Origin of the sequence: Pseudidiomarina planktonica, assembly GCF_900177775.1 — a bacterium.
In the GTDB taxonomy this organism is placed as follows: Bacteria; Pseudomonadota; Gammaproteobacteria; order Enterobacterales; family Alteromonadaceae; genus Pseudidiomarina; species Pseudidiomarina planktonica.
On sequence record NZ_FXWH01000001.1, the window covers coordinates 691,859 to 713,078 of the forward strand.

Here is a 21,220-nt window from a genome sequence, read left to right on the forward strand (position 1 = left end):
AAAAAGTTATAACTAGCAAACAGCGTCAAAACACCGACTGTTTGCCTAAACGTATTAAAGCTATGCAAAGCCTGTGCCGATAGCAAACAAACAGAAATAACTGGAGAATTTTCATGGCCGGAATACTAGACTCAGTCAACCAGCGTACCCAGTTAGTCGGACAGAATCGGCTAGAACTGCTGCTCTTTAAGCTTGCCGGGCGGCAGCGCTTTGGTATTAACGTATTTAAAGTTCGGGAAGTGTTGCAGTGCCCGAAGTTAACAGCTATTCCCAAACGCAGCTCGCTGGTGCGTGGTATTGCTCACATTCGCGGCCAGGCCATTTCCATTATTGATTTAAGCCTGGCTACCGGTGGCCCTGCGATTGATAAAATTGAAACGCGCTTTATTATTATTGCTGAGTACAATCGCTCGGTGCAGGGCTTTCTGGTTGGCGGTGTTGAACGCATTATCAACATTAACTGGGAAGACATTAAACCACCGCCGCGAGGTATGGGCCGCCAGAGTTATTTAACAGCGGTAACTAAGGTAGAAGACGAACTGGTTGAAATTATCGACGTTGAGCGGATTTTGTCAGACATCACACCGCTGAACACCGAACTGAGTGAAGAAGTTCGCAATTCGCCGCTGAATGTAAATCGCGAAGAAATCAGTATTCTGATTGCCGACGATTCCGCCGTGGCGCGAAATCAAATTAAGCGTGCGTTAGAGCCGCTTGAAATCAATATGGAAATTATGAAAGACGGCCGCGAAGCGCTGGATTGGTTAAAAGCCAAGAAAGAGCAGGTGGGTGGTGACATTCACCGGTACGTGCCGCTAATGGTTTCCGATGTGGAAATGCCGGTAATGGACGGCTACACACTCACGGCAGAAGTAAAAGCCGACCCCGATTTAGCCAAAATGCATGTGATTTTGCACACCTCGTTAAGCGGTGTATTTAATCAGGCGATGGTGAAAAAAGTTGGCGCCGACGATTTTATTGCTAAGTTTCATCCTGATGAGCTTGCAGGCGCGGTCAAGAAATGGCTGAATGTTGAATAACGCAGTATTTTTTAATTAAAAGGAAGTAGCAGTATCACTGTGTCTGATAAAGAACTAGATATAAAAGCCTACAACGAGTTTCGCGAATTTCTGGAGCGCCAGTGTGGAATCGTTCTGGGCGACAGTAAGCTGTATCTGGTGAAAAGTCGGCTGAGTCCGCTCATGAACAAATTTAGCATTAGCACCTTAACGGAGCTGGTGACTAAATCCATGCAAATCAGTGAGCGTGCTATTCGCTCAGCTGTGATAGACGCTATGACCACTAATGAAACTTTGTGGTTTCGTGATGGCTACCCGTTCGAATTACTGTATAACCGCATTTTCCCTGAATTGAAGAACCAACGCACACCGCTGAAAATTTGGTCGTCGGCCAGTTCCAGTGGGCAAGAGCCGTACTCTATTGCCATGATGTACTTAGAGTATAAAGCGCGTAACCCGGGAGCATTTCCGGGGGGGATTCAAATTACCGGCACTGATATTTCTAATAAAGTGCTGGAGCAATCCAAACAGGCCTGCTACGACAAGCTGTCGTTAGCTCGCGGTTTGTCTATGGAACGCCGCCAGAAGTTCTTTGTGAATGCCGAGAACGGCCAGGCGCAACTAAAAGATGAAGTGCGTAAGTTAGTGCAGTTCCGTCATCTGAATTTATTAGACAGCTACTCTTTATTAGGCAAGTTCGACATTATTTTTTGTCGCAACGTGCTGATTTACTTTGCTCCTGAGCTTAAGAAAAAAATTGTTTCGCAATTCCGTCAGTCGCTAAACCCGAAAGGATACTTGTTCCTGGGGGCATCTGAGTCGATGTCGGGCCTCAATGACGATTTTGAAATGATCCGCTGCAACCCCGGCATTATTTACCGCCGTAAAACCTGATTCGCCCCTCCGTACATTTACATGCAACAAATGTAGCCTGACGTTCCACGTCAGGTGCGGTTTATCCGTCAGCAACAATGCACGTTTCATGGTGTAGCCTGACGTTCCACGTCAGGTGCGGTTTATCCGCCTACGACAATGTACATCCGCACGGGGATGCATCTCACCTGACGTGAAACGTCAGGCTACGTCGTAGGTACATTCTGCACGGGGATGCATCTCACCTGACGTGTAACGTCAGGCTACGTCGTAGGTACATTCCGCATGCGGATGTATCTCACCTGACGTAGAACGTCAGGCTACGTCCCCTCTGGCACATTCCTTGCTTTGATCTCCGCAATCTTTATGTGGAGACAAAATTATGGCTATTAACTTTGACAGCATGCTTGGTATTCATCAGCACACGCTTGGTGTTCGTACTCAGCGTGCTGAAATGATTGCCAACAACATTGCCAATGCCGATACCCCTGGTTACAAAGCCAAAGGTATGGAATTTCAGCAGGCATTGAAGCAAGCCACCGGTGGAAGCGGCAATTATAAGCTGGATCGCACCCATGGCGACCACTTCTCAGTAGAACTCAAACCTTCCGGAACAGAAAAATATCGCGTTCCAAATCAACCAGATACGGGTGATGGTAACACTGTGGATATACAGTTGGAACAGAACTTGTATATGCAGAATGCACTGGAGTATCAAATGAGTACGAGTTTTCTTGACGCACGAATTTCCGGCGTGAAGAAAGCCATAACCGGAGGGCAATAAGCATGAGTCTGTTTAAGATATTTGATGTAAGCGGTTCTGCTATGAGCGCCCAGTCGGTTCGTTTGAACACCACGGCCAGTAACATGGCGAACGCCAACTCGGTAAGTAGTAGCGCTGAAGAAACCTATCGCGCCCGGAGTCCGGTTTTCGCCACGGCAATGCAGCAAGCCAATGAGCAGTATCACAGCGGCAAGAGCGGCAGAGCCGGAGGCACCATGGGGCAAGAGTCTGCCGGTGTCAATGTGTTAGGGATTGTGGAAAGCCAAAAGCCGTTAACGGTTGAGTACGCGCCAAACCATCCCATGGCCGACGGCGATGGTTATATTTATCGTCCGAATGTGAATGCCATGGAAGAAATGGCAAACATGATTTCCGCGTCGCGCTCGTATCAAACCAACGTACAGGTGGCTGATACCGCGAAAACCATGGTGACTCGTTTATTAAGACTGGGCCAGGGTAACTAATTTTTAGGTTCGCTGTGGCGGCCTGACTAGCAGCAAAGAGAGATCCGACAATGGACAATTCAATACAAAATCCGGCTTTGCGTAATATGTATTGGCAGGAAGAGCCAACTGCGAAAGAGGGTTCTCCTGATCAGAAACTGGATCAGGAAGACTTTTTCAAGCTGTTAACGCAGCAGTTGAATATGCAGGATCCGACGAAGCCGGTTGAAAACGATCAGATGATTGCGCAAATGACCAACTTCACTATGGCTGAAGGCATTACCAATATGTCGGATCAGTTCAAAACCTTTACCGAGAATATGACCTCGAATCAGGCATTGCAGGCTTCCACGCTAGTTGGTCGCCAGGTGATGGTGCCAACCAATGAAGCGAATATTCCGTTAACGGGTGGCGGTGCTAACGGTGCCATTGCGCTGCAGCAGTCGGGCTTTAACACCAAGCTAACCGTTGAAAATGCTCAAGGGCAAGTGGTGAAAAACATTAGCTTAGGTGACCTTGAAGCCGGCGTACATGATTTTGAATGGGACGGCACCGATGCCAACGGCAATCCGGTTCCTCCTGGCAATTACAGCATTAGCGCTAACGCTCGAATGGGTACTAGTAACGAAGAACTACCAGTTCAAATGCGCGCTCACGTGAATAGCGTCAGTATGGGTGGCGGCGAAGGAATTGTACTGAATTTACGTGGTTTAGGTGGAGTCAAGCTGGCTGACGTCAGTGAAATTGGCTAAGGCGTCAGCGGCGCAGGCGCGGTAATTTTGCCGCCCGGTGCACTGGCTAAGAATTAGAATTTATACATTGTGTATTATTGAGGTGACTTATGTCATACAACATAGCTCTGAGTGGCCTGGCTGCTTCTCAAAAAGATTTGGACGTAACGGCAAACAACATTGCAAACGTTAAAACCACCGGCTTTAAAGAGTCGCGTGCCGAGTTTGCCGATGTGTACGCGTCGAGCATTTTCAACGCGGGTAAAACTAAAGTAGGTGACGGTGCGTTAACGTCAAACGTGGCGCAGCAGTTTTCACAAGGCTCGTTGAACTTCACCAACAACTCGCTGGATATGGCTATTAGCGGCAATGGCTTTTTTGCCACGTCGGCTGACATAGGTTCACGGGACTTTACTTATACCCGTGCCGGTGCCTTTAAGCTGAACAACAGCAACTTCATTGTGAATAACTCCGGTGATTTCTTGCAGGGTTTTCAGGTTGACCGCAACACTGGTAATGCGTCATCAACCAGCTTAGCAACGACTCAGCCAATTCGGATTCCTGATGTTGCTGGTGCGCCGCAGGAAACTGACAATATTTTCCAAGCCTTTAACGTAGATGCGCGCTTAACCAGCATTGACGATGATGGCGGTACTCCTCCGGGTTCGAACTTCTCGCCGGATGCGCCTTCCAGCTTTAGCGCTTCGACCTCGGCTACGGTGTTTGACTCCTTAGGTGAGTCGCACGTAGTTAGTACTTACTATGTGAAGCGTGGCCCGAACGAATGGGACGTGTACGCTACTTTTGATGGTCAGGAAATTGATATTGGTGGTTCAGGTACACCAGGTGCCGAGTCTGCAGCGGGCTATCAGAGCCAACGCATTACCTTTAACACCGCGGGTAACCCTGATGTAACTGCGCCGGAAATTACTTTCCCGCCGGGCACTTTAGATTTGTCAGGTTCAGGCCCGGACGGTCCTTACCTGGCTAACGGTGCTGATAATGCGCAATCTATTGCGCTGAACTATCAGGATCGTACCGGTGGCACAGTGCCAACTCAGTTCGCTTCTGACTTTGAAGTGTCAACACTAGAGCAGGACGGTACTACTGTTGGTCGTTTAACCAACGTTGATATCGATTCTACCGGTTTGGTAGCTGCAACTTACTCGAATGGTGATGTGCAGTACTTAGGTCAGGTAGCCATGGTACGTTTTGCCAACGAGCAAGGCTTGACTCAGACAGGTGATACTTCATGGCGGCAAAGCATTGCCTCAGGTGACCCATTAGCTGGCGAAGCCAACTCAGGAACCTACGGTGCGATTGAAGCATCAGCGCTGGAGAACTCCAACGTAAACCTGACGCAAGAGCTGGTTGATTTGATTACCTCACAGCGTAATTTCCAGGCGAACTCGCGTTCACTGGAAGTGAACTCAACGCTGCAGCAGACTATTCTGCAGATTCGATAAGCTTTATCGCTTCTTAAAAAAGGCCGCGCTCGCGGCCTTTTTTTATGGCTCCTAACGCGGCGACATCGCGCTTGGTGTAGCCTGACGTTCCACGTCAGGTGCGATTTATCCGGTTAGGCAAATGCATGTTCTATACGTTTGATTCGTTTCCTACAACGTGCACATTTTATGCGACAACATCTCACCTGACGTGAAACGTCAGGCTACAACCGTCGTCATACGACAACCATCGTCATACGGCAAGCATCGTCATACGACAACCGCAACATGGCACACATCTTGTATATATCTACCCGAGAGAACCAACTAACCCAGCATTTTGCCGGAGAGATTTATGGATCGGATGCTATACATAGCCATGAGCGGTGCCAAAGAGAACATGAATGGCATTGCGTTGCGCGCCAATAATCTGGCGAACACCAACAGCGTTGGCTTTAAATCAGACCTGCAGCAGGCGCGCTCTATGCAAGCCTACGGTGAAGGCATGCCAACACGGGTGTTTTCACTTACCGAAAGCCCGGGTCAGAACTACGCCGGCGGTGCGCTAATGACTACCGAACGGAATCTTGACGTTGCCGTTAACGGCGACGGTTGGTTGGCGGTAGCCGACGACGAAGGCAATGAAGCCTACACCCGTAACGGTAGCCTGCAAATGACCGCAGAAGGTATGTTGCAAACCAGCAGTGGCCAGCCTTTGCTAGGCGACGGCGGACCTATTTTCCTGCCGATTCCGGTTGAAAAAGTGGAAATTGGTAGCGACGGCTCAATCATGGTACGGCCACAAGGCGCACCGGCTGAAGCTATGGAAGTGGTAGACCGCATGAAGCTGGTTAACCCGCCGAACGGTGAGATTGAGCGCGGCAAAGACGGCTTGTACCGCCGCAAAGATGGTTTTGATGCCATTCTGGCCGCCGAAGTGCGCATTGAAGCTGGCGCGCTGGAAAAAAGTAACGTGAACCCAATTGAAGAAATGACTCAAATGATTTCGCTGCAACGTCAGTTCGATATGAACGTGAAAATGATGAAAACAGCAGACGAGAACGGCCAGCGTTCAGAAACGTTGATGCGCGTTAGTTAAACCTAATTGATGAAAGATTTTTACCAGGAGGTGCAACATGCATCCAGCTCTGTGGATAAGTAAAACCGGTTTAGACGCGCAGCAGCGTGATATTTCCGTAATCTCGAATAACCTGGCCAACGCCAGCACTATTGGCTTTAAGAAAAGTCGGGCGATTTTTGAGGATTTGCTATATCAGAACATTAACCAACCTGGTGGGCAGTCGGCGCAAGACACCGAAATGCCATCAGGTTTAATGCTTGGTGCCGGTACCAAAGTAGTTGCTACCCAGAAGAACTATGGTCAGGGCAATCTGGTAACCACCGACAACTCGCTGGACGTGATGATTAGCGGTAAAGGCTTTTTCCAGATTCTGATGCCGGACGGTGAGATTTCTTACACTCGTAATGGCCAGTTTCAGTTAGATGAAGAAGGTCGCATGGTAACACCAGGCGCCGGCTTCCCAATTGAGCCAGCCATTGTGATACCAGAAGATGCCGTGTCTATTTCCATTTCGCAAGACGGTGAAGTGTCGGTAGTGCAGCAGGGTAATGCTGACAATGTAGTGGTAGGTCAGTTAAACCTGGTTGACTTTATTAACCCGTCCGGGCTGGAACCTATTGGCCAGAACTTGCTGCAGGAAACTGCCGTAAGTGGCGCACCGGTTGAGGGTGTTCCTGGTTTGGAAGGTTTTGGTAGTACCGTGCAGGGTTCGCTGGAAACGTCGAATGTGAACGTAACTGAAGAGCTGGTAAACCTGATTGAAAGTCAGCGTGCTTACGAAATGAACTCGAAAGTTATTTCGTCGGTTGACCAGATGCTGAGCTTCGTCACTCAGCAACTATAAGCACAGCAGCTATAAAAGAAGGCTAAAAATTATGTTTAAGTTTATCCCTATTGCAATGGTACTGGTGTTGGCAGGTTGTGCCACGCCCCGCCATCAGCCGATGCCTGATGACCCATTCTACGCGCCGGTGTTACCGGAAGACAGAAATGAACCTATTGTGCCAAATGGCAGCCTGTTCCAGGCGCAATATGCGGATGCACTGTATTCAGATATTAAGGCCCGCCGCTTAGGTGACATTATTACCGTCATGCTGCAGGAACAAACCACTGCATCAAAGTCCGCGGCAGCAGAAACCAGCAAAGCCGCTAACGCTGAACTTGGCGCCCCACAGGTATTTGGTCGGCCCATTACTATTAACGGTAATCCGCTGTCGGCCAGTTTTGGTGGTGACCGTGATTTCAGTGGTGACGGCGCGGCGGATCAGAGCAACAGCCTGACTGGTCAAATTACCGTCACCGTGATTAAAGTACTGCCCAACGGCAACTTGATTGTGCGCGGCGAAAAATGGATGAAAATTAATACCGGCGACGAGTACATTCGTTTAACCGGTATGTTACGTCCGCAGGATATTTCAGCAGATAACATGGTGCCATCCACCCGGGTGGCGAACGCGCGCATTGAATACAGCGGCACCGGTAGCCTGGCACAAGTGCAGGAACCAGGTTGGTTAACCCGCTTCTTCAATAGTTCGTACTGGCCGTTGTAAGGAGTAACGAACATGTGGCGAGCACTTTTAGTAACAATTACCAGCATTAGCCTGCTAAGCGCAGGCTGGGTGGCACCGGTTCAGGCTGAACGTATTAAAGATATAGCCTCGGTTTCCGGTATCCGCTCGAACCAATTAATTGGTTACGGGCTCGTAGTGGGCTTGCCTGGTACCGGTGAACAAACGCCATTTACCGATCAAACCTTCCGCACTATGTTGCGTAACTTTGGCATTAATATTCCAGCCAATGAACGGCCGAAAATTAATAACGTAGCCGCGGTGGCAGTGCACGCGGATTTACCAGCGTTCGCGAAGCCCGGCCAGACGGTTGATGTAACTGTGTCGTCTGTTGGTAGTGCTGATAGCTTAACTGGCGGCACTTTGCTGCAAACCTTTTTACGCGGTGCCAACGGCGAAATTTATGCGGTTGCTCAAGGTAGTCTGGTGGTTGGCGGCTTGGGTGCGCAGGGTCTGGATGGTTCTCGCATTGTAATCAATACCCCAACCGTTGGCCGTGTGCCTGGTGGTGCGACGGTTGAACGTGAAGTAAAAACGCCGTTTGCGACCAGTGATTACCTGACCTTTAACCTGCACCAGTCGGACTTCACCACCGCCAAGCGGATGGCTGAAACTATTAACCGGGTGGTTGGCCCGAATACGGCAACGGCGCTGGATGCAACCTCGGTTCAGGTTATAGCGCCACGTGATGTGGGGCAGCGGGTTAGTTATATGTCGACGCTGGAAAACCTTGAGTTTCAACCGGCCGAAGCCTCGGCGAAGATTATTGTGAACAGCCGCAGCGGCACTGTGGTGATTGGCCAGAACGTACGTTTACGTCCGGCCGCAGTGGCCCATGGTGATATTCAGGTAACCATTGCTGAAAACATTCAGGTGAACCAGCCAAATCCATTTGCCGAGGGCGAAACCGTAGTCACGCCACAAAGCATTGTGGATGTGCAGGAAGACGACGCCCGTATGTTTGTGTTTGACCCAGGTGTGTCGCTGAATGACCTGGTGCGTGCTATTAACCAGATTGGTGCCGGCCCCAGCGACATAGTGGCGGTACTGGAAGCATTGAAACAAGCCGGCGCGTTAAGCGGCGAGCTGATCATTATTTAACTAGCGATATTCAAGCAGGGTAAGAACGCATGAGCGATGCTGTTATAAACAACAGTTTTAGTCAGGCTAGATCAGCGGCAAGCACCGATGAGCTGGATAGCCTGCGGCAGCGTGCGTTCAAAGACGACAAATCAGCGCTGCGTGAAGCCGCGCAACAGTTCGAGTCTATTTTTACCGGCATGGTGCTAAAAAGCATGCGTCAGGCGAACGCTATTTTTGAAGAAGACAGCCTGATGAACAGCCGCTACACCGGCATGTACCGCGATATGTACGACCAACAGCTGTCCAAAGACATGGCCAAGCAGGGCAGCTTAGGTTTGGCTGACATGCTGGTGCAGCAATTCGGTGGCGATAATGAGAATTTCACCGCTGCCAGCGTATTACGTGACGGCAGCAACCTGGAATCAGCTCGTCGGCTGGCGAAAGAACGTGCTTTGGCAGTTGGCGTAGATACTACAGCGGCAGCCAATCGCAACGAGCAAACCGGTGGCGTGCCTGCTGGCAAGTATTACGGTAGCCAGCGGCATCAGGGCTTTAGCGGGCCTGAACAGTTTATTGAGCAATTGTATCCGCATGCGCGAGCGGCGGCCGAAAAAGCCGGGTTAGCGCCTGAGGCCTTGTTGGCACAAGCGGCGCTAGAAACCGGCTGGGGTCAGCGCATGGTACCGGGTTCGCAGCAAGGCTCCAGCAATAACCTGTTTAACATTAAAGCCGACAAACGCTGGCAGGGCGATAAAGCCCATGTGATGACGCTTGAGTTTGATGGCGGTGTGGCGAAAAAAGAACAGGCGGCATTTCGGGTGTACGAGTCGGTACAGCAAAGTTTTGACGACTTTGTCCAATTCTTGCAAGAACACCCCAGGTACCAGCAGGCATTGCAGGCCGGTACCAATGTAAAAGCATTTAGTGAGGCCCTGCAGCAAGCGGGTTATGCAACTGACCCTGACTACGCTCAGAAAATTCAGGGTTTACAGAAGCGGCTAAATTTTGCCGCTGCGGCGCCGATAACGGCATTAGACGCGAAGTAAGGGTGCGACATGAGCTTTGACCTACTACAAACCGGAACCAATAGCTTGTTGGCGCATCAACAGAGCCTGCAGACCACTGGCCGCAACATTACCAATGTGAACACCGAAGGCTACGTTCGCGAGCGCACTAATTACACTCAAAATCAGTTCAGCGGGGTTGGTCGGGTTGAGCTGCAGCGTTTAATTGATAGCTTTTCAGCGCGTCAGTTGCGTACCGATATTTCCCAGTTCAGCTACTTTGAATCACAGTTAGCTCAGTCTGAGCAATTAGATACATTGCTCGGTGGTGATACCACCAGCGTGGCGAAGTCGGTAGAGACCTTTTTTAACAGCCTGCAGGATGCCAACAACGATCCTGGATCTGTTACGGCCCGCCAGTTGGTGATTGCTGAAGCCAACGCCATGACCACTAAATTCAACGACTTTAGTGAATACCTGGTGGAGCAACGCGCAACCATTAACGAACGCTTTAAGCTGTCGGTAGAGCAAGCCAACAAAGTTGTGCAGGGCATTGCTGACTTTAACAAAAAGATTTTAGCGATAGGCCCAACTGCGCGTGAAAACGGGCAGTTAAACACGTTATTGAATCAACGTGATCAGGAGCTACGTAAGCTGGCTGAATACGGTGATTTTCAGATGCAGGAATTTGACAGTGGTGCGGTTGGCTTGTCGATGAAGAACGGTCAGCCAGTGCTGCTGGAAGACGGTCGTTTTAATATTCTGTCAACGCAACAGTCGCCAGACAATGAGCAGTTAGAACTGGTACTGGAGAATCGCATTGCCAGCTCGGGCCGGGTGATTAAATTCGAAGTTCCAGCGGAGCAGATTGGCGGTGAAATGGGTGGTTACCTGAATTACCGTGACAACGTGTTGATTCCAACTCAGAACCGCATTGGTCAGTTGGCGCTGCGCGTAGCTGATGCCATGAACACCACCAATCAGCAGGGCATGGATTTAGATAACCAGTTGGGCATTAAGTTGTTTGATTTGTCCGATACTGAAGTACAGGGCAAGCCATATCCTGATAACACCAATGCCGCATCGCGCGTTACCGCCGGTATTTTGGAAGGCAACAGTGCCTCATTGCCGTCGGAAAACCTGCGCATAGATATTATTGATAACGCCGGTACCCTGGAATATGCCATTACACCGCTTGGCCCTAATGGTGAAGATGCACCGGGTGCTACCGCTGTTACTGGTGTTATTCCAACCACCACACCACGTACCGTGGATATTGAAGAGCTGGGACTGACGGTAGATTTTGGTGACCCGGGTGTCACTGACGGCGATCAATTTCTGATTAAACCAACCGAAGTTGCTGCTTCAGCCATTAATGTGAACATCCGTCGGCCGGAAGATTTAGCTTTAGCTGCACCTATTCGAATTATTGCCGATAGTAATAACACCGGCGCGTCACGCATGGACATTAGCAGCTTAAATGGCACTGACAATCAGTTTAATGGCAGTAACGATGGGTTGGATGGCGGTGCTCCAGCGCGGTTTGAGTTTTTAGGCATAGATGCAGGTACCGGTGAATACCAGTACGACGTGTATGACTTTGACGGTAACTTAATTCCCAATTCATCGGGTGTGTCGCCGTCTATCAGCACCACCGACAACAATAACCTGGTATCGCAGTTAGACGGCTACGCCAACACTGCTGACTACGAAGTGTCTATTATTGGCGAGCCGGCAGTGGGTGATACCTACAATATCGAATTTAATACCAATGGTTTTGATGATAATACCAATGGTCAGCGCTTAACCGACTTGCAACGTCAGCAGTTGGTACGTCGCTCGGGCGGGGCGGAAGCAGACCCCACCATGACTTTTAATGAGTCGTACGGTCGCCTGGTTTCCGATGTGGGAACCAAAGTATCAAGCGACCGGATTCAACGCGATGCCGCTGAAGCTATTCGCGATCAGAGCAAGGCCATGTTTGAGTCCACTTCCGGGGTGAACCTGGAAGAAGAAGCCTCAAACCTGCTGCAATATGAGCAGGCATACAATGCGTCAGCACGGTTGATTACCGTGGCTCAGGATATATTCAATACGCTGCTGCAGTCATTCCGCTAAGCAGTTGACGAGGTAAACTATGCGCTTAAGTACCAGTTTAATATTCAGTCGCGGTTTAAATAGTGTGCTGAACACCCAGCAGGCGCTGTCAAAAGTGCAGGACCAACTGAGTGCGCAAACCAAAATTCTAAGTCCGGCCGATGATCCAATTGGTAAGGCGCAGGTGATGGCGCTGGATGAAAAAATTGGTCAGAACGATCAGTTTCAGCGCAACTCCACCACGCTTGAAAATAACCTGAAGCGTGAAGAAAGCGTGTTGTCGAATATTACCACGGCTATTGACCGTGCCCGGGTACTGGCTATTCAAGCAGGTAACGGCACTATGTCGGTGGAAGATCGCAAAGCTCTGGCGCTTGAACTGGAGTCACTGGAAGACGAAGTATTCGACTTAATGAACTCACAGGACGAAAGTGGTGAGTATATCTTTGCGGGTTTTCAGAACCGTGACGAGTCGTTTATTTACAACAGTGCGAAACAAACTTATGAATATAATGGTGATGACGGCCAGCGCTTGCTGCAAATGTCACCATCATTGAAATTGGCTGCTGGCGACCCGGGCAGTTCTGTGTTTACCAAAGTATCAGACCGCATTTCGGTAAGTCGCGATGCCGGTTCTACCACCAGTGAAGCCGTGTTTAAAGTAAATGATCGCCAGGGCTTTATTGATCAACTTGACACTCTTTATGACGACGCAACCCCGGCTAACAACTACTTTAACGTTGAAATTCAGGCGGGTAATCAGTTTCAGGTAACGGATTCTGCTGGCGCGGTAATAGCAGGACCCAGCGCTTATACGCCGGGTGAACCTATCCGCTTTGCCGGATCTAGCTTTACCTTTAAAGAACCGCCGGCAGCAGGTGAAACCTTAACTGTTAACTTTAAAGAACCGGTAGAGCGTAACGTGGCTACTGCCATTGGCGATTTAGCCCGCTCGCTGCGTAATAACGGTGATGACGCGCTGAAGAACTGGGAAAACGAGATCGGCTTTGCCTTGGATGACTTAAGCAAAGGTAAAGATGCAGTGGTTTCAGCACGTGCCAGTGTGGGTGCCCGGTTGAACGTTATGGATAACGCCCGTAACAGTAACTTTGATTTCCAGATAGTGAACAAAGATGCCCGTTCGCGTATTCAGGACGTGGATTATGCCACCGCTATTACCGAGCTAACTAAGCAGGAAACCGTGCTGCAGGCTTCACAACAGGTGTATGTTCGTATCAACCGTTTAAGTCTTTTCAATTTTCTCTAAATAAATATTAAAGCTTCCTTTCTTCGCGCCGATAAATTTACTGAAGCAACTTGAAACACGACCTGTAAGTGTCGGCGAGGAGAATCAACATGGCTTTATATGTAAACACAAACGTATCATCTTTGAACGCTCAGCGTCAGTTGATGACTTCAACCGGCGGTTTGGATAAATCATTCGAACGTCTGTCTTCAGGCTTCCGTATCAACAGCGCTGCTGATGATGCTGCGGGCATGCAGATTGTTAGCCGGATGACTTCACAAATCGAAGGTCTGAACCAGGCTGTACGTAATGCGAACGATGGCATCTCTTTAGCGCAAACCGCTGAAGGTGCATTACAAGAAACCACAACTGCACTGCAACGTATGCGTCAGTTGGCGGTTCAGGCTCAAAACGGTATCAACTCTTCTGAAGATTTGAACGCTCTGAACAAAGAAGTTAGCGCGCTGCAATCGGAAATCACCCGTATTGCCAGCAACAGTGAATTCGCCGGTATTAAAGTACTGGACGGTGAACTGAGTGCCTCTTTCTTAGTAGGTGCGAACGCTGGTCAGACGATTGACGTTATCGCGAAAAACACCAATGGCTTCAGTGCTGGTGGTTTGAGTGTAGACGGCGCGAACGTGTCAGTATCAACTACTGCCGGCGCAGCAAGCGCTCTGGCATCAATTGATGCGGCATTATCAGTAGTTAACGGTGCGCGTGCTGATTTGGGTGCGATTCAAAACCGCTTCCAGTCAACTATCCGTAACCTGACTAACATTTCTGAGAACGTTAGTGCTGCACAATCACGTATCCAGGACACAGACTTTGCTGCAGAAACAGCAAAACTGACTAAGTTCCAGATCATGCAGCAAGCAAGCACAACTATCTTGGCGCAGGCTAACCAGCGTCCACAGGCAGCTCTGTCACTGCTGGGCTAAGCTAGTAAGAGATAACATCATCAGAATTCTGATGGTATGCTTAAAACCAGGCTCCGGCCTGGTTTTTTTATAGCTGGATTTTTATAGTCAGTTCGTCACAATGAGTAACTGCTATCAATAAAGAAGAGGTTTACATGCAACAGCAAGAGCTCGATACCCTGATGCAGCAAATGTTTGCTGATACGAAAAGTTATGCCGAAGAGCAGTTTCAAATAAGCTTAGACGGTAGCGAAGCAAGTGTTGCTGATGTTGACGTGCTAATTGAGAAACTTATTGCCTCAGCGAACCATGATTTGTCCGACAACAAAGTAGTGTTTACGTTGTCAAACATGCTGGGTGGCTACGTTGGTGAAGTGTTTCGCCAGAGTCATGGTGGTAGCTGGCATTACGATACCAGCGATGAACAAGCTCCAGCGGTATTTTTACTGAAGAATGAGGCTAGCTATGCCTTTGCTGGCATGGCGTTTCAGTGTTTGATGCAGAACTCAACGCTAACTATGCAACAGTATTACCAGCATGCTGCGGAACAAACGAACGAACATTGAAAAAATAATTAAAGCTGCCGACATTTTGTCCGATAACTTAAATAAGCGCGGGGATTAACCCCACTTAATTGAAGGCTTCAACGTCACGTTGTGTGATCGAAGCGGGAGGATAAAATGGCTTTATACGTAAATACTAACGTTTCATCGTTAAATGCACAGCGTCAGTTAATGACTTCAACTAACGGCTTGGATAAGTCATTCGAACGTCTGTCTTCAGGCTTCCGTATCAACAGCGCTGCTGATGATGCTGCGGGCATGCAGATTGTTAGCCGGATGACTTCACAAATCGAAGGTCTGAACCAGGCTGTACGTAATGCGAACGATGGCATCTCTTTAGCGCAAACCGCTGAAGGTGCATTACAAGAAACCACAACTGCACTGCAACGTATGCGTCAGTTGGCGGTTCAGGCTCAAAACGGTATCAACTCTTCTGAAGATTTGAACGCTCTGAACAAAGAAGTTAGCGCGCTGCAATCGGAAATCACCCGTATTGCCAGCAACAGTGAATTCGCCGGTATTAAAGTACTGGACGGTGAACTGAGTGCCTCTTTCTTAGTAGGTGCGAACGCTGGTCAGACGATTGACGTTATCGCGAAAAACACCAATGGCTTCAGTGCTGGTGGTTTGAGTGTAGACGGCGCGAACGTGTCAGTATCAACTACTGCCGGCGCAGCAAGCGCTTTGGCATCTATTGATGCGGCATTGTCAATCGTGAACGGCGCGCGTGCTGATTTGGGTGCGATTCAAAACCGCTTCCAGTCAACTATCCGTAACCTGACTAACATTTCTGAGAACGTTAGTGCTGCACAATCACGTATCCAGGACACAGACTTTGCTGCAGAAACAGCAAAACTGACTAAGTTCCAGATCATGCAGCAAGCAAGCACAACTATCTTGGCGCAGGCTAACCAGCGTCCACAGGCAGCTCTGTCACTGTTGGGCTAAGCTAGTAAGAGATAACATCATCAGAATTCTGATGGTATGCTTAAAACCAGGCTCCGGCCTGGTTTTTTTATGGCTGTTTGGTGTAACTTAAGTTTTGTTTATAGCAAGGAGTAGTCATGCGTATTGCACAACATTCCATTGGCGCGGCTTTTGCCCCTTTTGTGATTGCGGAAATTTCCGGAAATCATGGTGGTGATTACAATAAAGCCTTAGCGCTGATTGAAGCGGCCGCAGCTGCGGGTTGTCAGGCTGTGAAGCTGCAAACCTATACTGCCGATACCATGACCTTGCCGGTGCATACCGGTGACTTTTACATCGAAAACCCCGACAGCCTGTGGCATGGCCAGTCGCTGCATCAGTTATATGAACAAGCCATGACACCCTGGGAATGGCACCAGCCGCTGTTTAAGCGCGCGCAGGATCTGGGCATGGTGGCCTTTAGCTCGCCCTTTGATGCCAGTGCCGTAGAGTTTTTAGAAACACTGAATGTACCTTGTTATAAAGTGGCTTCGTTTGAGAACACTGATCACGCATTGTTACAAGCAGTGGCTGCTACCGGCAAACCTATTATTATGTCTACCGGCATGGCCAGCCTGACTGAACTGAGTGAGTCGGTAACGGTGCTGCGCGAAGCCGGCTGCAAAGATTTACTGCTATTAAAATGCACCAGCAATTATCCGGCAGCGCCGGTAGACGCCAACCTGAAAACTATTGCCCATTTACGCGAGCTATTTGGTTGTGAAGTAGGCTTGTCTGATCACACCCGTGGTTTTGGTGCTGCTGTTACTGCGGTGGCTATGGGCGGCAGCGTTATTGAAAAACATTTTGTGTTAGACCGCAGTGACGATAAAGCGGTAGATGCTGCGTTCTCACTAGAGCCGGTTGAAATGAAACAACTAGTGGCTGAAATAACCGCTGGCTGGCAGTCGTTGGGGCAAGTGCGTTACGGGCCCACTGATACCGAACTACCGGCACGTAAGCATCGTCGCTCGCTGTATATCAGCGCAGACGTGCAAGCTGGTGAAACATTAACTGAGCAGAATGTGCGCTCGGTGCGCCCGGGGCTAGGTTTGCCCTGTAAGTACTTACCGCAAGTACTGGGTCGCAAAGTAACCCGCGCAGTAACTATGGGCACCGCACTTAGCTGGGACTTGCTGGGTGAGCCGGAGTAAATACGATAGCAGCCGCGGCTTCCTGATGGGGCTTAGGTAACTTGGCCAGCACGCGTTCGCGCTGCTGTTGCCAGGTATCGCGCTGATAAGTAAAAGCCAAATAGTCAGCATTCGGCGGTTCAGCGGTTTGGTATTCAAATAACTTGTGCAGGGCCAGCGCGCCCTTATTCTGAACTTTCACTTCGGCGTACAGTTGTTGGCAATTGTTCTGCAGCAAGGCGTAGTCCAGCGCTGCTACTTCCAGTAATAGTCCGGATCCTGGCCATACGTTGGTTTCACCTAAGTAGCAGCCCCATTCCCAGCAGGGTTCCTGCACCTGGGTAAAATTCAGGGCGCCAATAGGGCGTTCATTTTGCAGCATCACAAAATCACTGCGGTTCGGGTCTTGCAGTGCACTTTGAAACCAGCGTTGATGATTCTGCCAACTGATTTCCTCGGTACTACGCATTTGCTCGCGAACACGAGGCAGATTGCGCCACTGCCAAATAGTGCGACAGTAATTGTCGTTAAAGAGTGTGAATTCGGTTTGTGGCCGGGTGCTCACGCGGTACTGCCTGCATCAACAGTAATAGTGGTACCGGTAACTCGCGCCGCGGCATCACTGACTAAATAGCTAACCGCCGCGGCCACATCGGCCGGGGTAGCCAACTGGCGCAAAGCGGAACGGCGCTGAATGGATGCCAGTTTGTCACCCTGTAGGCCGCTGGTCATTTCAGTTTCCATATAGCCTGGTGCTACGTTATTTACGGTAACCTTGGCTTTGCCCAGTTCACGAGCCAGCGACCGTGTGAAGCCTTCCAAACCTGCTTTAGTGGCGCCATACACACTCAGGCCATTAAAACCGGTTTGCGCGACGATAGAAGTTACGTTTACCACCCGTCCGGCACCATTTAGCAGCATGGAGCGCGACAAATACTTGCTCATTAGCATGGGTGCTTCAAGGTTTACCTGCAGCAATTGATGCAACTGGCTTTCGTGCAAGGTAGCCAGAATGCTTCCCTGGCCCATAGCGGCATTGTTCACTAGTGCCCAGGGGCGACCATAGCTTTCTATTAACTGCTGGCAAAGCTCGTGAATAGCCTGAATTTGTTGCATGTCGAAGGCATGAAAGTGGCACTTACCGGAGTGCTGTTGCTGCAACTGCTTAAACTCGGCGGTATGGGTGCGGGCAATGCCGACTACCTGATAGTCTGCCGCCAGTAGCTGCTGGCAAATAGTCAGTCCCAGCCCACGCGACGCGCCGGTTACAATTACTGTTTTCATTCGGTTGTCCTTGCTTGCTGACGTATTTTTTTACCGGCCGCTGAGGTTTCAATTTCAGCTACCTGGCGCAGTAATGCCGGGCATTGCCAGGCTTCAAACTGGCTGCGACAGGCCTCACGTATGGCTTTAAATACAGCTTCTTTGGTATGGCCTGATTGTAGCACTACATCGGCGGCAACCAAATTACCCATCATTTTATTCGGTTGGCCGTACACATGGGCGTCGGCCACACCGTTTTGCCCCAGTAAGAAACTCTCAATTAACTCTGGTTGTAGCTTGTTACCACCCACATTAATAGTGCCGTTGAGGCGACCCTGGAAATAAACGCGATCACTGGTTACTTCAATTAAGTCGCCGGTGTCGAGCCATTGTTCCTGTTCATTGCTACGTAGCAGCAAGGTACTATCAGGGCCTGGCTTGCGAGTTTTATTGTCAAGCCAGCTGGCTGGAAACCCGGCCAGCCCATCGGCAACGGAAAAGCCAACGCCAGCTTCGGTAGAAGCGTAAATATGACGAATCTTAGCCTGCGGGAATTTCTGCTTCAGGGCGTTTAGCGTTTGTTGATCGGTGCTTTCGCCACCTAAGGTGATATGGCGCAATGGCAATTTGCCTAAGCCCGGCAGCATTAATAGCTTGCGCCATAAGCTAGGTGTTGCTGACAAGGCATTCACTTTCGCATCAATCAATTGCTGTAACTGGTCGGTTAGACTCTCGCCTTCGGGAATGACTAATGCTGAGCCACCACAAAGAGCCTGCAATACTACCTGCAACCCGGCAAAACGAGCCGGGTCGTACAGCAAGCCCCAGCGCAGTTCGGCCCCCTTGGTCAGGTTGCGCTGCAGTTGCCGGGTGAGGCTGTTCAAACTGTGCGAAATGAGCTTGGGTGTGCCTGTGGTGCCGGACGTAGCCAGCAACCATTGAGTATGCTCTTTAGCCGGTAGCGCCGCGGCTTGTTGTTGTAACGCAGTGGTGAGTTCGGTGTCGGCGGTGGCCGGTAACAATAAGAGTTTATTGGCGGCGCCGTCGTACTGTAGCAATGACTTTATAAAATCGAGCGCAGCTGCGCTGGAAATGCTTACCACGTCTTCGGTTTCAACGGCAGGTGTTGCCGCCAGCAGTTCGTCCAGTTCAAGTTCAGCAGAGCCTGCCACCAGCTGTGACTGTGGCGTTAATGATTGCTGTAACTGGGCGCGAAAACTGGTTTTAGTCATTGGTATTATTTGGGAGCGAAGCGTTCGTAAATAGCCACAAACTCGCCGAAGGTGCGCGGGTAAACGGGTTCGTCCATGATACTGAAGGGGTCGTAGCCAAGCTCTTCTTCCAGGCGCGCTACTAAAATAGCAAATCCAAGTGAGTCGAGGCCTGACTCCAGCAGTACTGTATCGTGGTTAATATCAGGCTGCAGTTCAGCGCCTGTGGTTTCGGCCGCCTCATTCATGAGCGTTAAAATAGTATCGCGCATCATTGTTCTATTCGTCTCCGGTGGTTCTGTTTTATCGGACCAACTAGCTTGCAACTTTACCATTTCAGTAAAACTATGCATGATGTTTTTCTTACAGAGCGACTTTTCGTTAGCGATTCACTATAGAATTGTGCCATGCTTCCGATAAGAATACTGTGAGTTAACCATCTGAAAAATAAGAGTGTCCTATGTCAAAACATGTTTATGTCGGAATGAGTGCTGATCTGGTTCATCCGGGACATCTGAATATATTAAAAAGAGCCGCTGAACTTGGCGACGTGACAGTGGGCTTGTTAACCGACAAAGCCATTGCCAGTTACAAGCGCGTGCCTTTTATGACCTTTGAACAACGTAAGGTTGTGGTTGAAAACATTAAAGGCGTTGTGCAGGTGGTGCCGCAGGAAACTTTAGATTATGCGCCCAATTTGCAGCAGCTCAAGCCGGACTATGTAGTGCACGGCGACGACTGGCGTGAAGGGGTGCAGGCGAAAACCCGCCAACGGGTTATTGATACCCTGGCCGAGTGGGGCGGTGAACTGGTTGAAGTGCCATACACTAAAGGCATTTCCTCTACCCAACTGCATGCGGCGATGAAAGACATAGGTACAACGCCCGAAGTACGCCTGAAGTCGCTGCGGCGGATGCTGGCGGCTAAGCCGCTGGTGCGCTTTTTAGACATCCACAATGCGTTGTCCGGGCTGATTATAGAAAACACCCGGGTAATGACCGACGCCGGGCCACAGGAATTTGACGGTATGTGGGGCAGCAGCCTGACCGATTCTACCGCCAAAGGTAAACCAGATATTGAAGCGGTGGATGTGTCCTCGCGCATGGTAACCCTGAACGAAGTGCTGGAAGTAACTACCAAGCCGATTATTTATGACGCTGACACCGGCGGTAAACCTGAGCACTTTGTGTTTACCGTAAAAACGCTGGAGCGCTTAGGAGTTTCGGCCGTTATTATTGAAGACAAAACCGGCCTGAAGAAGAACTCTTTGTTCGGTACCGAGGTGGACCAAACCCAGGATTCCATTGAGAATTTCTGCGCTAAAATTCAGGCAGGTAAAGGCGCGCAGGCAACCCGCGATTTTATGATTATTGCCCGCATTGAAAGCCTGATTTTAGGCAAAGGCGTGGACGACGCTGTTAAACGCGCCGAAGCCTTTTTAGATGCCGGCGCCGACGGTATTATGATTCACAGCCGCGAGAAAGAACCCACTGAAGTGTTTGAGTTCTGTGCCCGATACAATAAGCTGGAAAACCGTAAGCCACTGGTGGCCGTGCCTTCCAGCTACAATAAGGTAACTGAGCGGGAGCTCATTGATAACGGCGTGAATATAGTGATTTATGCCAACCAGTTATTGCGTAGCGCTTATCCGGCGATGATGAAAACCGCACAATCGATATTGCAGCATGGCCGTTCTGCCGAAGTAGATGCCGACATGATGCCGATTAAAGAGATTCTGGAATTGATTCCTGGTGGCAAATAGTCTGGTGACAAATAGGCCGGTGGCAACT

The 21,220-nt window shown here is 49.8% G+C and carries 22 protein-coding genes; 18 read left to right on the plus strand and 4 right to left on the minus strand.

Features of this window, described 5'->3' with window-relative positions:
- The first annotated feature begins 113 nt into the window (after nt 1–113).
- From CCE91_RS03215 to pseI, 17 genes are all read left to right on the plus strand, one after another.
- Nucleotides 114–1,040: a chemotaxis protein gene (locus CCE91_RS03215; RefSeq protein WP_086433813.1), complete on the plus strand. Its 927-nt coding sequence runs from the start codon at nt 114–116 to the stop codon at nt 1,038–1,040.
- 39 nt (nt 1,041–1,079) lie between these two features.
- Complete coding sequence (locus tag CCE91_RS03220) at nt 1,080–1,913, plus strand: CheR family methyltransferase (protein ID WP_086433814.1); 834 nt, start codon at nt 1,080–1,082, stop codon at nt 1,911–1,913.
- 361 nt (nt 1,914–2,274) lie between these two features.
- On the plus strand, nt 2,275–2,676 hold the full coding sequence (gene flgB, locus CCE91_RS03225) for a flagellar basal body rod protein FlgB (protein ID WP_086433815.1): 402 nt from the start codon (nt 2,275–2,277) through the stop codon (nt 2,674–2,676).
- Between the two features lie 2 nt (nt 2,677–2,678).
- Entirely contained in the window at nt 2,679–3,140 is a 462-nt protein-coding gene (gene flgC / locus CCE91_RS03230) for a flagellar basal body rod protein FlgC (protein ID WP_086433816.1), read from the plus strand.
- Nucleotides 3,141–3,190: 50 nt separating this feature from the next.
- Complete coding sequence (locus tag CCE91_RS03235; protein ID WP_086433817.1) at nt 3,191–3,871, plus strand: flagellar hook assembly protein FlgD; 681 nt, start codon at nt 3,191–3,193, stop codon at nt 3,869–3,871.
- An 89-nt stretch (nt 3,872–3,960) separates the two neighbouring features.
- A complete protein-coding gene (gene flgE, locus CCE91_RS03240; RefSeq protein ID WP_086433818.1) occupies nt 3,961–5,316 on the plus strand; it encodes a flagellar hook protein FlgE in 1,356 nt (451 codons plus the stop codon).
- A 334-nt stretch (nt 5,317–5,650) separates the two neighbouring features.
- Nucleotides 5,651–6,394, plus strand: a complete 744-nt coding sequence (locus tag CCE91_RS03245; RefSeq protein WP_086433819.1) for a flagellar basal body rod protein FlgF — start codon at nt 5,651–5,653, stop codon at nt 6,392–6,394.
- A 37-nt stretch (nt 6,395–6,431) separates the two neighbouring features.
- Nucleotides 6,432–7,220, plus strand: a complete 789-nt coding sequence (gene flgG, locus CCE91_RS03250) for a flagellar basal-body rod protein FlgG (RefSeq protein ID WP_086433820.1) — start codon at nt 6,432–6,434, stop codon at nt 7,218–7,220.
- Nucleotides 7,221–7,251: 31 nt separating this feature from the next.
- Nucleotides 7,252–7,926, plus strand: coding sequence for a flagellar basal body L-ring protein FlgH (gene flgH, locus CCE91_RS03255; RefSeq protein ID WP_086433821.1), 675 nt, complete (start codon nt 7,252–7,254; stop codon nt 7,924–7,926).
- A 12-nt stretch (nt 7,927–7,938) separates the two neighbouring features.
- Entirely contained in the window at nt 7,939–9,045 is a 1,107-nt protein-coding gene (locus CCE91_RS03260) for a flagellar basal body P-ring protein FlgI (protein ID WP_086433822.1), read from the plus strand.
- Between the two features lie 29 nt (nt 9,046–9,074).
- Nucleotides 9,075–10,073, plus strand: coding sequence for a flagellar assembly peptidoglycan hydrolase FlgJ (gene flgJ, locus CCE91_RS03265; protein WP_086433823.1), 999 nt, complete (start codon nt 9,075–9,077; stop codon nt 10,071–10,073).
- Between the two features lie 9 nt (nt 10,074–10,082).
- Nucleotides 10,083–12,149 (plus strand): flagellar hook-associated protein FlgK, encoded by a 2,067-nt coding sequence (flgK, locus tag CCE91_RS03270; RefSeq protein WP_086433824.1) that lies wholly within the window; start codon nt 10,083–10,085, stop codon nt 12,147–12,149.
- Nucleotides 12,150–12,168: 19 nt separating this feature from the next.
- Nucleotides 12,169–13,395: a flagellar hook-associated protein FlgL gene (gene flgL / locus CCE91_RS03275; RefSeq protein ID WP_086433825.1), complete on the plus strand. Its 1,227-nt coding sequence runs from the start codon at nt 12,169–12,171 to the stop codon at nt 13,393–13,395.
- 89 nt (nt 13,396–13,484) lie between these two features.
- Nucleotides 13,485–14,315, plus strand: a complete 831-nt coding sequence (locus CCE91_RS03280) for a flagellin N-terminal helical domain-containing protein (RefSeq protein WP_086433826.1) — start codon at nt 13,485–13,487, stop codon at nt 14,313–14,315.
- Between the two features lie 134 nt (nt 14,316–14,449).
- Nucleotides 14,450–14,860 (plus strand): hypothetical protein, encoded by a 411-nt coding sequence (locus tag CCE91_RS03285; RefSeq protein WP_086433827.1) that lies wholly within the window; start codon nt 14,450–14,452, stop codon nt 14,858–14,860.
- 114 nt (nt 14,861–14,974) lie between these two features.
- Nucleotides 14,975–15,805, plus strand: a complete 831-nt coding sequence (locus CCE91_RS03290) for a flagellin N-terminal helical domain-containing protein (RefSeq protein WP_086433828.1) — start codon at nt 14,975–14,977, stop codon at nt 15,803–15,805.
- A gap of 116 nt (nt 15,806–15,921) precedes the next feature.
- The gene (gene pseI / locus CCE91_RS03295; RefSeq protein ID WP_086433829.1) at nt 15,922–16,977 is read left to right on the plus strand and encodes a pseudaminic acid synthase; all 1,056 of its coding nucleotides are present in this window, start codon (nt 15,922–15,924) and stop codon (nt 16,975–16,977) included.
- Here pseI and pseH read toward each other — a convergent pair.
- Genes pseH through CCE91_RS03315 form a run of 4 tightly spaced genes read right to left on the minus strand, consistent with a single transcriptional unit; the run spans nt 16,946 to nt 19,705 of the window.
- A complete protein-coding gene (gene pseH / locus CCE91_RS03300; protein ID WP_086433830.1) occupies nt 16,946–17,521 on the minus strand; it encodes a UDP-4-amino-4,6-dideoxy-N-acetyl-beta-L-altrosamine N-acetyltransferase in 576 nt (191 codons plus the stop codon). The genes pseI and pseH overlap by 32 nt on opposite strands.
- On the minus strand, nt 17,518–18,240 hold the full coding sequence (locus tag CCE91_RS03305) for an SDR family NAD(P)-dependent oxidoreductase (protein WP_086433831.1): 723 nt from the start codon (nt 18,238–18,240) through the stop codon (nt 17,518–17,520). Before CCE91_RS03305 ends, pseH begins: the two co-directional genes overlap by 4 nt.
- Complete coding sequence (locus CCE91_RS03310) at nt 18,237–19,451, minus strand: AMP-binding protein (protein ID WP_086433832.1); 1,215 nt, start codon at nt 19,449–19,451, stop codon at nt 18,237–18,239. The genes CCE91_RS03305 and CCE91_RS03310 overlap by 4 nt, the downstream gene beginning before the upstream one ends.
- 5 nt (nt 19,452–19,456) lie before the next feature.
- Nucleotides 19,457–19,705: an acyl carrier protein gene (locus tag CCE91_RS03315; RefSeq protein ID WP_407681273.1), complete on the minus strand. Its 249-nt coding sequence runs from the start codon at nt 19,703–19,705 to the stop codon at nt 19,457–19,459.
- 185 nt (nt 19,706–19,890) lie between these two features.
- Here CCE91_RS03315 and aepX point away from each other — a divergent pair, with 185 nt between their 5' ends.
- Nucleotides 19,891–21,192: a phosphoenolpyruvate mutase gene (gene aepX, locus CCE91_RS03320; protein WP_086433833.1), complete on the plus strand. Its 1,302-nt coding sequence runs from the start codon at nt 19,891–19,893 to the stop codon at nt 21,190–21,192.
- Nucleotides 21,193–21,220: the final 28 nt, after the last annotated feature.

Coding starts and splice junctions, on each gene's coding strand:
- CCE91_RS03215 (WP_086433813.1), top strand. CDS start 114: ATGGCCGGAATACTAGACTCAGTCAACCAGCGTACCCAGTTAGTCGGA.
- flgB (WP_086433815.1), top strand. CDS start 2,275: ATGGCTATTAACTTTGACAGCATGCTTGGTATTCATCAGCACACGCTT.
- flgC (WP_086433816.1), top strand. CDS start 2,679: ATGAGTCTGTTTAAGATATTTGATGTAAGCGGTTCTGCTATGAGCGCC.
- CCE91_RS03235 (WP_086433817.1), top strand. CDS start 3,191: ATGGACAATTCAATACAAAATCCGGCTTTGCGTAATATGTATTGGCAG.
- flgE (WP_086433818.1), top strand. CDS start 3,961: ATGTCATACAACATAGCTCTGAGTGGCCTGGCTGCTTCTCAAAAAGAT.
- CCE91_RS03245 (WP_086433819.1), top strand. CDS start 5,651: ATGGATCGGATGCTATACATAGCCATGAGCGGTGCCAAAGAGAACATG.
- flgG (WP_086433820.1), top strand. CDS start 6,432: ATGCATCCAGCTCTGTGGATAAGTAAAACCGGTTTAGACGCGCAGCAG.
- flgH (WP_086433821.1), top strand. CDS start 7,252: ATGTTTAAGTTTATCCCTATTGCAATGGTACTGGTGTTGGCAGGTTGT.
- CCE91_RS03260 (WP_086433822.1), top strand. CDS start 7,939: ATGTGGCGAGCACTTTTAGTAACAATTACCAGCATTAGCCTGCTAAGC.
- flgJ (WP_086433823.1), top strand. CDS start 9,075: ATGAGCGATGCTGTTATAAACAACAGTTTTAGTCAGGCTAGATCAGCG.
- flgK (WP_086433824.1), top strand. CDS start 10,083: ATGAGCTTTGACCTACTACAAACCGGAACCAATAGCTTGTTGGCGCAT.
- flgL (WP_086433825.1), top strand. CDS start 12,169: ATGCGCTTAAGTACCAGTTTAATATTCAGTCGCGGTTTAAATAGTGTG.
- CCE91_RS03280 (WP_086433826.1), top strand. CDS start 13,485: ATGGCTTTATATGTAAACACAAACGTATCATCTTTGAACGCTCAGCGT.
- CCE91_RS03285 (WP_086433827.1), top strand. CDS start 14,450: ATGCAACAGCAAGAGCTCGATACCCTGATGCAGCAAATGTTTGCTGAT.
- CCE91_RS03290 (WP_086433828.1), top strand. CDS start 14,975: ATGGCTTTATACGTAAATACTAACGTTTCATCGTTAAATGCACAGCGT.
- pseI (WP_086433829.1), top strand. CDS start 15,922: ATGCGTATTGCACAACATTCCATTGGCGCGGCTTTTGCCCCTTTTGTG.
- CCE91_RS03305 (WP_086433831.1), bottom strand. CDS start 18,240: ATGAAAACAGTAATTGTAACCGGCGCGTCGCGTGGGCTGGGACTGACT.
- CCE91_RS03310 (WP_086433832.1), bottom strand. CDS start 19,451: ATGACTAAAACCAGTTTTCGCGCCCAGTTACAGCAATCATTAACGCCA.
- CCE91_RS03315 (WP_407681273.1), bottom strand. CDS start 19,705: ATGATGCGCGATACTATTTTAACGCTCATGAATGAGGCGGCCGAAACC.
- aepX (WP_086433833.1), top strand. CDS start 19,891: ATGTCAAAACATGTTTATGTCGGAATGAGTGCTGATCTGGTTCATCCG.